The 9,161-nt window shown below is 70.4% G+C and carries 9 protein-coding genes; 7 read left to right on the forward strand and 2 right to left on the reverse strand.

The annotated features are described in order from the left end of the window. Positions 1-822: response regulator (locus VNO22_04095; GenBank protein ID HXG60534.1), on the reverse strand; the 822-nt coding region annotated here is incomplete at its 3' end. A gap of 154 nt (positions 823-976) precedes the next feature. Here VNO22_04095 and VNO22_04100 point away from each other — a divergent pair. Then, positions 977-1,354, forward strand: coding sequence for a hypothetical protein (locus tag VNO22_04100; GenBank protein ID HXG60535.1), 378 nt, complete (start codon positions 977-979; stop codon positions 1,352-1,354). A gap of 78 nt (positions 1,355-1,432) precedes the next feature. Next, positions 1,433-3,397 (forward strand): NAD(P)-dependent oxidoreductase, encoded by a 1,965-nt coding sequence (locus tag VNO22_04105; GenBank protein ID HXG60536.1) that lies wholly within the window; start codon positions 1,433-1,435, stop codon positions 3,395-3,397. 3 nt (positions 3,398-3,400) lie between these two features. On the opposite strand, the gene VNO22_04110 is transcribed toward VNO22_04105, so the two are convergent. Further along, a complete protein-coding gene (locus VNO22_04110; protein ID HXG60537.1) occupies positions 3,401-4,147 on the reverse strand; it encodes a carbon-nitrogen hydrolase family protein in 747 nt (248 codons plus the stop codon). A gap of 84 nt (positions 4,148-4,231) precedes the next feature. Between VNO22_04110 and VNO22_04115 the strand changes: the two genes are divergently transcribed. From VNO22_04115 to VNO22_04135, 5 genes are all read left to right on the forward strand, one after another. Then, positions 4,232-5,728 carry a CNNM domain-containing protein gene (locus VNO22_04115; protein ID HXG60538.1) on the forward strand — a complete coding sequence of 499 codons (1,497 nt, stop codon included), beginning with the start codon at positions 4,232-4,234 and terminating at the stop codon, positions 5,726-5,728. Between the two features lies 1 nt (position 5,729). After that, positions 5,730-6,425, forward strand: coding sequence for an RNA methyltransferase (locus tag VNO22_04120; protein ID HXG60539.1), 696 nt, complete (start codon positions 5,730-5,732; stop codon positions 6,423-6,425). Positions 6,426-6,428: 3 nt separating this feature from the next. Further along, positions 6,429-7,667 carry a cytochrome c gene (locus tag VNO22_04125; protein ID HXG60540.1) on the forward strand — a complete coding sequence of 413 codons (1,239 nt, stop codon included), beginning with the start codon at positions 6,429-6,431 and terminating at the stop codon, positions 7,665-7,667. Further along, entirely contained in the window at positions 7,664-8,407 is a 744-nt protein-coding gene (locus VNO22_04130) for a hypothetical protein (protein HXG60541.1), read from the forward strand. The genes VNO22_04125 and VNO22_04130 overlap by 4 nt, the downstream gene beginning before the upstream one ends. Then, positions 8,404-9,161: hypothetical protein (locus VNO22_04135; protein ID HXG60542.1), on the forward strand; the 758-nt coding region annotated here is incomplete at its 3' end. The genes VNO22_04130 and VNO22_04135, both read left to right, overlap by 4 nt.

The following is a 9,161-nucleotide window of genomic DNA, read 5'->3' on the forward strand; positions in this document are numbered from 1 at the left end:
GCCCCGCCACGGGCGGCGCCACAAGGCCAGATGGCGGACCCGACCGGAGATCTCATGGCCGGCCTCGGAGGGCCGGCCGCTCCGGCGGGCCCGGTCGACGTTGGCCCGCAGAAGCGCCGCCAGGCGCGGGGCCGGGCAGGAGGTGCTGACCACCGTCGCCGCGCCGGCCTCGTAGGCCCCGCGCAGGCGCGCCGGCTCCGGGCGCCGCGTGACGGCGGCGACGTAGAGTCCCGGAACCGCGGCGCGCAGGTCCCCGACGAGCGCCGCGCCGCCGTCGTCCAGGTCCACCACCGCCAGGGCCGGCGCCGGACGCCGCGCCCGGGTCAGCGCCCGGGCCTCCGCCGCGTCCCGCGCTTCGAGGACGAAGAGCCCCGTGGCCGCGATCGCCTGCGCCAACGTCTTCCGAAGCTCGGGGTCGGTCCCATGCACGAGAACCGCCGGAGCCGCCGCGGGGTCCCGCCGGCGCTCGACGATCGCCTCCTCCACGGCCCGCACCCACTCGCGCGGGGAAGCGGAGGCGTCCACGATCCGCCGGATGCCGACTTCGCGCAGGCGCTCCCGGAGCGCGTCGGTGGCTTCCGGGGCGATCATCAGGACGGGAACATCACTTCCAAGATTTCTCAAACCCTGAACCAGATCCAAGGGGTCCGCCTCCCGCAGGTCGGCCCCGCACAGGACGGCGTCGCAGGAAGCTTCTTGGAGCTGCCGGAGGGCGTGCTCGGGGGCCCGCGACGCGCGGGTGCGATACCCCGCCCGCGAGAAGGCCTGCACCAGAGCCTCCAGGCGTCCCAGGTCGTCTTCGCAAATCAGCACGCTTTTCATACCGGGCTCCTTACTTGACTGTTGAAGGAGCAATCCGCGTGCCAACCGAACGCCCCCGGAGTCCCCCGAGGGGGCCGGAAGCGGCACGACAAAGGTGTTGGGGCGTTCCCTCAAAGTGGTATGATGACCTGGAACCCCTTCCCGGGAGGTCGCCATGGGCTCCGTGCCGTTTTTCCGGATTCCGCTCAACCTGCCCCACGCGGGTACGATCGCGCTGCGGATCGAATATCACCTTCAGGGGACCGACGCGGACTCGGAGCTGATGAAGCCGGTGGAGCGCCTCATCGAGATCCTGGCGCCGTACCGGGAGGCGGGGGAAAATCCGCCGGCGGAGGAGGCCCGGAAGGTCGTGGAGGAAGCGGCCGAGCTGGGCCGCCGGATCGTGGAGTCGATTGAGCGGCTCAAGGCGGGACACGACCGCCTGGGCCAGGCGATCCGCAACCTCTTCGAGTGCCTGGAGCTGGGCGAGGAAGGGGCGCGCCTGTCCCTTCGAGCGGGGGAGAATCCGCAGTCGCCCCTCCGGCCGATCTGAGGGCGGTCGAACGCGGGGCGAAAAGCCGGCCGGCGCTCCGCCGTACCATAGGCGAACGTTCGGAAGGGGGATCGTGCGATGAAGGGTGCATTCCTGCGCCTGGGCTTGGTGACCCTGATGATGGCGGCGGTGGCGGCCGTGGCCGCTTCCCAGGGTCCGGGAGGAAAGCCGCCGGTCGAGCCGCCCGTGCAGGTGGCCCCGGGCGTCTGGTTCGAGCAGCACAACGACATCGGAACCTTCGGGTCGAACGTCGCCTGGATCGAATTTTCGGACTACGTGGCGGTCGTGGACACGGCCTTCCCGCGGGGGGCCGAGGAAGCGCTCCGGAACATCAAGGCGACGACGAACGGCAAGCCCATCCGGTACGCGATCGTGACCCACTACCACTCGGATCACTCCTTCGGCAGCGGCGCCTTCGCCCGCGAGGGGGCCGCGATCGTGGCCCACGAAAACGCCCGCCGCGAGTACCTGGCCCGCAACGTCGCCGCCTACGCCCGCTCCGCCGAGCGCGACCCGACCTACGCGAAGTATCCTTCCACGGCGCCGAACGTCACCTTCACGGACAAATTCATTCTGGACGACGGCCGGCGCCGCGCGGAGCTCTATTACTTCGGTCACGCCCACACGACCGGTTGCATCTTCACGTTTCTTCCCCGGGAGCGCGTGGTCTTCACGGGAGACGCCTGCGTGAACGGCCCCTTCAACTACCTGGGGGACTCCGACACGGCGAGCTGGATCGACGTCCTCACGCAGGTGGAAACGCTCGAACCCGACATCGTCGTTCCCGGGCACGGTCCGGCGGGGAAACGGGATCTTTTGCGCACCCAGAAGCAGTATTTCGTCGAGCTGCGCGCCCAGGTGGCCCGCCTCGTGGCGGAAGGGAAGACGCTCGACGAGGTGAAGAAGGCCGTCGACATTCCCCTCTGGAAGGCCTGGACCGGTCAGGCGCGGATGAGCGAGCCCAACATCGCTCACGTCTACGGGGAAATGACGCGCGGGCCGCTCAACTGGGCCGGCGGGGACCCGGGGCAGCCCGGCCGGTCGGTGGTCGCTCTGCCGATGGAGAAGGGCAAGGAGCGGCCGCGGCTGAAGATGCTCGTGGGGACCCTGTCGAACGAGGACCGGGCGGGGCTGGCGCAGCGGGCGCCGAACGTGGAGTTCATCGAGGCGCGCGACCGGGAGGAGGCGCTCCGGCACGCCCCCGACGTCCACGCCGCGGTGGGCCAGTTCGTCTCGCCCGAGTTTCTCCGGCGCGCGGAGAATCTTCGCTGGGTCCAGCAGTTCAGCGCCGGAGTGGAGCATCTGGTGTCCATCCCGGAACTCCGGGACAACGACCGCGTGGTGCTCACCAACATGAAGGCGATGTTCGGACCGCCGATCGCCGATCACGTGATGGGCATGCTCCTTTCGCTGACGCGGAGCCTTCCGCACTATCACGACCTCATGAAGGAGGGACGGTGGGGGCGCGGCTCGGACGCGCCCTACCAGGGCGAGCTTCAGGGCAAGACGATGCTCGTCGTCGGGCTGGGCGGGAACGGGCTGGAAACCGCGCGGCGCGCGCACGCCTTCGGAATGCGCGTCTGGGCCACGGATCCCAAGGAGATGGCCGTGCCCTTCTACGTCGCGCGCCTGGAAAAGCCGGACCGGCTGGCGGCGCTTCTGCCGGCGGCGGACGTGGTGGTTCTGGCGTGCCCGCTGACGCCCGAGACGCAGGGGCTTTTCGGATCGGCTCAGTTCGCCCTCATGAAGGAGGGAAGTTTCCTGATCAACATCGCCCGGGGGAAAGTGGTGGACACGGCGGCCCTCCTCGAGGCCGTGCGGTCGAAGAAGGTTGCGGGGGTGGGGCTCGACGTGACCGATCCGGAGCCCCTGCCGGCGGATCATCCGCTCTGGAAGGAACCGCGGGTGCTCATCACCCCCCATGTGTCGGGACAGTCGCCGGGGACGCGCTTCCGGGTGCGGCAGCTCTTTTTCGAGAACGTGCGCCGCTTCGCCGCCGGCGAACCGCTCCTCAACGTGGTGGACAAGAAGGCGGGATATTGAGGGTCAGATCGTCGCCGTCAGGAGCGCGACCTCGTTCGTGGGTCCCTCCAGGATCGCGCGGCCGTCGGGACCGATGACGAGGCTGTTGCCCTGAAGGATCCGGCCGGCCCACGGTCCCTGCGTCACCGGACCCACGCCGTTGGCCGCCGCGATCGTCAGGTCCCGCCCGCGGGTGCGCGCCCGGTAGGCCTCCCGGATCCAGGCGAGGTTCGTCTCCTCGCCTCCCGGCCGCACCGCCCAGGCGCAGGGAGAAAAGAGGATCCGCGCCCCCATCGCGTAAAGGGCGTCGGGGATCTCCGGCCCCCAGCTGTCGGCGCAGATGTCGACGCCGACCGTGCGGTCTCTCCAGGGGACCACCGCGAGGGACGTGCCGCGCGCGTAGAGCTCCAGGCCGATGTCGAGCTCCGCGATCTTCCGGTGGCGCAGGAGAAGGCGCCCCTCCTCGTCCAGGAAAACCGCGGAATTGTAGAGGCGTTCCCCCTCGCGCTCTTCCAGGCCCGCCACGATCGCCAGGCGGTGGCGCCGCGCCAGGGCCGCCAGCCGTCGCGTGAGGGGGCCGGGGATCGGCTCCGCCGCGAACCGCGCCGCCGGCGAAAGCCACCCCGCCAGGGGACACTCGGGGAGGACCACGACGTCGCACCGCGCCCGGGCCGCCCGGGCGACCGCCTCGAGCAGGGCCGCGACGTTCGCCTTCTTGTCGCCGGGAAGGATCCGGATCTGCGCCAGGCCGACCTTGAGGGGCGAACCCATCGGCCGCCGATCCTACCCGCGCCGCCGCCCCGGATCAATGAACGGAATCTCGCCATTTGGGCCGCGATCGAGTAAAAAGGTGCCGTGACGATCGCCTTCTACCTGCTCCTGGCCGCGCTCCTCCTCCTCCTGAACGCGTTTTTCGTCCTGGCGGAATTCGCCGCCGTCAAGATGCGGCCCTCCCGGGTCCAGGCGCTCGTGGACGAGGGAAACGCCCGCGCCCGGCTCGTTCAGCACGTCCAGGCGCACGTGGACGAGTATCTTTCCGTGTGCCAGGTGGGCATCACGTTCGCCTCGATCGGCCTGGGGTTCGTCGGAGAGCCGGCCATCGCCCGGCTCATCGTCGCCCTGACGGGAGCCTCTTCCGCGACGGCCCACCGGATCGCGATCGGGGTGGCGTATGTCCTGGTGTCCTTTCTTCACATCCTGGTCGGGGAGCTGATTCCCAAGTCGCTGGCCATCCGCCGCACGGAGCCCGCGGCGCTCCTGACGGCTCTTCCGCTGAAGATCTTCCGATGGATCTTCTATCTCCCGCTCGTGATCCTCAACGGGGCGGCCAATGCGGCGCTCGGTCTCTTCGGGCTGCCCCGGACCGTCCGGGAGCCCGAACATACGGAAGAGGAACTCAAAATCCTCCTCGCCCAGTCTCAGACGACGGGACTCCTTTCGTTTCGGCGGCTTCTCCTTCTCGAAAATATCTTCGACCTCGGCGGGGTGCGGGTCCGGGACGCCATGCGCCCCCGGGATTCCGTCAAGGTCCTGCGGGCGGGCGCGACCTGGGAGGAAAACTTCCGCGTGCTGCGGGAAACCCGGTTCTCGCGCTATCCGCTCATCGACGGAGGGGAGCTGCCGGCGGGCATCATCCACGTGAAGGATCTCCTCTACGAGGGGCCGGAGAAGTGGCCCACGCTGGACCTTCGGAAGATCGCCCGGCCGTACGTGACGGCTCTCGAGGACGCGCCCCTGGAGAATCTGCTCGGGGAGTTTCAGCGCCACCGCGTTCACCTGGCGATCGTCCGCAACGCCGAGGGACGCTGGACGGGGTTCCTGTCGCTCGAGGATCTCATCGAGGAAATTCTGGGATCCATCGAAGACGAGTTCGAGGTGGAGCCCCCGATCTCGCTGGCCGACGCCCTGACGCCCGGCCGGGTGGTTCTGGGGCTGGAGGCCTCGAGTCTCGAGGAGGTCATCGGCCAGGCGTTCGGGCAGGTCCGTCCCGAGGAACTCCCCATGCCCCGGGAGCGCATGGTCAAGGCGGTGCTCGACCGGGAGCGGGCCATGAGCACGTACCTGGGCCGCGGCCTGGCGGTTCCCCACGCGCGGCTGGAAGGCCTGGACCGGCCGGTGCTCCTTTTCGTGCGTCCGGAAGGGGGGGTGCCCGTCCGGGGCCGCGACGAGCGGGCGCGTCTGGTCTTCATCCTCATGACGCCCGCCGGCGCCCCGCGCGTCCAGGTGCGGCTGCTCGCGCGGATCTGCGGGCTTCTGGACAGCGAATACGTCACGGAGCGGCTCCTCGAGGCGCGCACGCCGGCCGAGATCGTGGAGTCCGTGCGCGCGGCCGAGCCCCTCTCCGTCAGCTGACATGGAGATTCTGGAGGGCCGGATCTGCGTGGAGGCGGCGCTGCGGGCGCGGCGGCGCGACATCCACGAAATCCTCGTGCGCCAGGGAACCCGGGATGACTCGATCCGGGAAATCCTGGAGGCGGCGGCCGAACGCGGGATTCCCGTCCGGCGGGTCCGCCAGGAGGCGCTCGACGCCCGCGCGCATGGAAAGACCCACGGGGGGGTTCTCGCCGTGGCCTCGCCGCTCCCCCCGGCCGCCCCCCCCGAAGGGATCGATTTCGCGCTGCTGCTGGACGGGGTGGACGACGCGCGCAATCTCGGCTACGCCCTCCGCTCGGCCGAGGCCTTCGGGGTGCAGGCGGTCTTTCTGCGGCGAAGGGCCTGGGACTTCGACGGCGGGGACGTCTCCCGCGCCTCGTCGGGAGCCTACGAACGCCTGCCCGTGATCGTGGGCGACTCCGTTCCGGCGGGCCTTCGGCTCGTGGGCTGCGAGGCGGACGCCCCCCGCGCCATCGACGAGGAGGACCTGACGGGGCCGGTGTGCCTGGCGATCGGAGGCGAGAAGCGCGGGCTTTCGGCCGCCGTCCGGACGCGGTGCGATGTCCGGGTGACGATCCCGACCCGGCCCGGGGCGCCGTCGCTGTCGCTCACCCACGCGGCGGCGGTGGCCCTGGCCGAGGTGGCCCGGCAGAGGCGGGCGCGGGGAAAGGGATAAGCGGTGGATTATCCTCAGGTGGACGTTCCTTTCCTGGGCGGAGGGCTCCTCATCGCCCTCGTGGCCACCCTTCACGTCTTCGTGGCCAACTTCATCGTGGGGGGCAGCGTCTTTCTGCTGGTTCTCGAGCGGCGCGGATGGGAGTCAGCGGCGCGGGCTTACGCGAAGGCCCTGATCGTGACCATGGGCGTGCTCGGAAGCGTCACGGGCGTGGGGCTCTGGTTTTCGATCCTCGGCATCGCCCCGCGGGCGACCGTGGAGCTGGTGCGGCTCTTTTTCTGGCCGCTCGTGGCCGAGTACGTGCTTTTCGTGGTCGAGATCGTGGCGATGGCGGTCGTGGTCTACGGCTGGAACCGGGTGCGGCGGACCCCGTGGGAGCTGGCCGCGGCCGGGGCCGCCTGGGGAAGCATGGCCATCATCAACGGGCTCCTCTCGTTCATGCTTTCGAGCGGACGCTGGCCGGAGACGCGGTCCCTGGCGGACGCTTTCTTCAACCCCACGTATTTTCCATCCCTGGCTCATCGGGCGCTGGCGTCCCTGGCCGTGACGGGCATCGCGGGACTCCTTTTCGCCTCGTTCCGCCCGGAAGGGGAGGAACGGACGCGCCTCACGCGCCTCTCGGCCCGATGGTTCGTTTATCCCACGCTCGCCCAGCTCGGCGTGGGGGCGTGGTACCTTTATGCGCTGCGGCCGGAGCAGCGCCAGTGGGTGATGGGCTACTCCATCACGCTTTCGATGATCTGGGCGGGGGCGATTGCGCTGGCGCTTCTCCTGTGCGTCTACGTGGCCTACCAGGGCCTGCGGCTGGGGCGGATGGGAACCGGGTCGGCGGGGCTTTCGGCGGTGATGCTTCTCGGGGTCGTGGGGATGATGGAGGCCACACGGGAGGCGGTGCGGCGGCCGTACCTCATCGACCGGCACATGTATTCGAACCAGATCCTCGCGGAGGAAGTCCCGCGGCTCAACCGCGAGGGGGTGCTGTCGCGGATCGGCCCCTACGATCCCGCGCGGAAAGGGGAATGGGTGTTCCGCCTCGAATGCCGATCATGCCACACGGAGCGGGGCTTCGTCGGCATCAAGTACTCGGTCAAGGGCCGCACGGTGGAGGAACTGGATCTTTTCCTGGAGAAGCAGATCGACCGGTGGCACCCGTTCATGCCGGTTTTCGTGGGGACGCCGGACGAGCGTCGCGCGCTGGCCGAGTACCTGGCGGGGCTGGCCTCGGAGGAGGGGGGACGGTGAGGGTGGCGCTGGCGGTGTTTTTCGCGGCGCACGCGGCGTCGTCGGCCCTGGCGCTGGGGCTTCCATTCGCGCTGGCGGCGCTGGGACGGAGGAACCCGGAGCGGGCGCGCGCCCTGGCGGCGGTGGCGCTCGTGAACCTTTCGGCGGCGGTGGTCCTGGGGGTGGCGGCGCTTCTTTTCGTCACGCGCGCCTGGCCCCGGGAGTTCGTGGGCCAGGCGGTGCGCCATTTTCCGCTGCTGATGGCGGTGGTGCCCCTCCTCAGCGTCTCCTTCGCGTCGCTCTACGCGTATCAGCTCCGCGGCTGGCGTCCGGGACCGGTCGCGGCGGGGCTGGCGGTTCTCGGAGTGGCCTGGATCTTCTCGCGCGTGGCGGCCTTTCCGGAGGGGACGGCCTCCGCGGCGGTCCGCCTGGGCGCGTTCGCGGCCGGAAGCGCGGCGACGACGGGGGTGGCGCTTCTGGTGATGTTCCGGGAAGGGCCGGAGGGGCGGTTCGGGGCGCGCGCGGCGCTGGCGGGACTCGCGCTTCAGGCGGGCTTCTGGGCGTCGGCGCTGCGCGGGGCGCCGGCGGCGGGTCCCGCGGTCTGGATCCCCTGGGCGGTGGCCGCCGGGGAAGCGGGAGTTCTGGCGGCCCTGGCGTGGCCGCGCGTTCGGGTGACGCGGTTCTCCGCGGGCGCGGCGGCGGCGGGCCTCTTTTTCGTCTATCTTTCCATGGCCGCGCTGCGCGAGGCGGCGCGGGGGTGAGCATGGTGACGCCGGCGCGGTTCAACGGCATCGTTCTTGTGCTCTGCGCGATGGCGCTGGCCTCGCCGCTCGTGGAGCCGGTGCCGGGGAACCTCACGCTTCCCTTCTGGCTCTCGCGCGCGGCGGGCGTGTCGGTCGCGCTGGCGGCGCTCGTCTGGCCCCGCGTTCAGCGGGCGGCGCTGGTCGGCGTGGCCGTTCTCCTCGTTTTCGCCCCGGCGGCGCTTCAGATCTGGATGCGGGCGTGGACCGGACCGGCCACGTGGTGCCACGACTCCGTCGTGCAGTTCGAAGAGGCGATCCGGATGGTGCGGGAGGGAAAGAACCCGTACGCCGAGGACTTCACGGACACGGCGCTTCCGCGCTGGCGGGACTGGAAGGAGAATCCGGCGGTTCACCACTTCGTGTATCCGCCGTTTCTTCTGGAGCTCTCGCTGCCCGTCGAGGCCGCCTCCCGGGCCCTGGTGCCGTCGCCGCGGGAAAGAGCCTCGATCGCGCCGGGCTTTTACGACCAGCGGCTGGTGCTTCTGGCGTTCTTCGGAGCGCTCCTGGCGGCGCTCCACGCGCTTCTCAAGGATCACCCGTGCGGGGTGGGCCTGGCGGCGCTGGTGGCGCTCAACCCCTGGGTGGCCCCGTTCGTCGTCGAGGGGCGAAACGACGTGGCGCTTCTTTTCTTCGTCGCCGCCGCGGTCCTGGCGTGGGCCCGGGGGCGCGAGCGGCTGGGGCTCGTTCTGGCGGGCGCGGCGATCGCGACGAA

Source organism: Planctomycetota bacterium, assembly GCA_035574235.1.
In the GTDB taxonomy this organism is placed as follows: domain Bacteria; phylum Planctomycetota; class MHYJ01; order MHYJ01; family JACPRB01; genus DATLZA01.

Excerpts from the sequence above, each read along its gene's own strand:
- VNO22_04120 (HXG60539.1), top strand. The coding sequence starts at position 5,730 with ATGGAGATTCTGGAGGGCCGGATCTGCGTGGAGGCGGCGCTGCGGGCG.
- VNO22_04100 (HXG60535.1), top strand. The coding sequence starts at position 977 with ATGGGCTCCGTGCCGTTTTTCCGGATTCCGCTCAACCTGCCCCACGCG.
- VNO22_04110 (HXG60537.1), bottom strand. The coding sequence starts at position 4,147 with ATGGGTTCGCCCCTCAAGGTCGGCCTGGCGCAGATCCGGATCCTTCCC.
- VNO22_04105 (HXG60536.1), top strand. The coding sequence starts at position 1,433 with ATGAAGGGTGCATTCCTGCGCCTGGGCTTGGTGACCCTGATGATGGCG.